Genomic DNA, 1,191 nt, shown 5'->3' with positions numbered 1-1,191 from the left:
CCGCCGGAAATCCTGAACCGGATATCATCTTGTTTGATTTAGGTGTTTCGATGTTTCATTATGAACTGTCAGGCAGAGGGTTTTCATTCCATAAGAACGAAAAGCTCGATATGCTGCTTCATCCGTCGGCGGGTATTACCGCTGCCGAATTGCTGGATATATGCAGCGAAAAAGAGGTTGCCGATTTGCTGTACCATTGGGGGAATGAACGATACAGCAGGCGAATCGCCGCAGAAATCAAGGAAAACGGGAAGCAGGCGTCAGGGACGACGATTCAACTCGCGAAAACGGTCTTTCGTGCAGTACCCGAATCGTATCGGCACAGGAAAATTCATCCAGCGACGAAAACTTTCCAGGCATTGCGAATCGCGGTAAATGGTGAGCTTCATCGGCTGGAATCTGCGCTTCCCGACGCTTTTTCGGCATTAAAGTTGGGAGGGAAGCTGGGCGTGATAACCTTTCATTCGCTTGAAGACCGCATCGTCAAGCGTTTTTTTCGGAATCTGGCAAAAGCTTGTGTTTGTTTTCCCGAACAGCCGATATGCATGTGCGAAGGTACGCCCTCCGCCGAATTGCTAACCAAAAAGCCAGTTGAAGCGCAGAAAGACGAATGCACTGGCAATGCATCGGCGCGAAGCGCGCGCCTCCGAGTCGTGCGAAAATTACGCAGCATGAATGCTGAACGGCAACGGTGTATTATCAGGTAAAAGAAGAATGAAAAGAAAACACAGCATACTTTGGTCACTGAAACCGGCATTATTGTGCGTAACGGTTATTTCTGTCCCGACTCTTTTAATGCTTGCGGGAACCCGTGCGCGTCGGTCTCAGAAACTTGAAGCAGAAATAAACCGCCTTGAAAAAGGGCAAATTGAACTTGTCGAAAGCAACCTAAAACTTATCACCGAAATCAGCTTGCAAGCAAGTTCAGACAGAGTAGAAAGAATCGCGTCGAAAGAACTCGGTATGAAACGCGCCGAAACGAGCGACATTATTCGAATCGAGACGAAAAAGGCGATGCAATGAGTATACGAGAACCCAGTTCGTCGTTGCTGTCTCTCGGCGCACTTTGTCAGAGTACGGGAGGTACGGTTATTGCCACTGATCAAGGTGCGGAAAATCGATTTTGTTTTTCTGCGGTCGTGGTCGACAGCCGCGCCGTACGGACGGGAAGCCTTTTTGTAGCACTCCCGG

2 protein-coding genes are annotated in these 1,191 nt (G+C 49.1%); both read left to right on the top strand.

Translation table 11 applies throughout. The features are described 5' to 3' along the window. Window positions 1–707, top strand: a 707-nt coding sequence (gene rsmH, locus AWU74_RS05830) for a 16S rRNA (cytosine(1402)-N(4))-methyltransferase RsmH (protein WP_162504907.1), incomplete at its 5' end; no start/stop codon positions are given. Then, the gene (locus AWU74_RS05825) at window positions 676–1,023 is read left to right on the top strand and encodes a cell division protein FtsL (RefSeq protein ID WP_086045930.1); all 348 of its coding nucleotides are present in this window, start codon (window positions 676–678) and stop codon (window positions 1,021–1,023) included. The genes rsmH and AWU74_RS05825, both read left to right, overlap by 32 nt. Window positions 1,024–1,191: the final 168 nt, after the last annotated feature.

Source organism: Treponema endosymbiont of Eucomonympha sp. (genome assembly GCF_001028545.1).
This window is presented reverse-complemented; position numbering and strand designations above follow the sequence as displayed.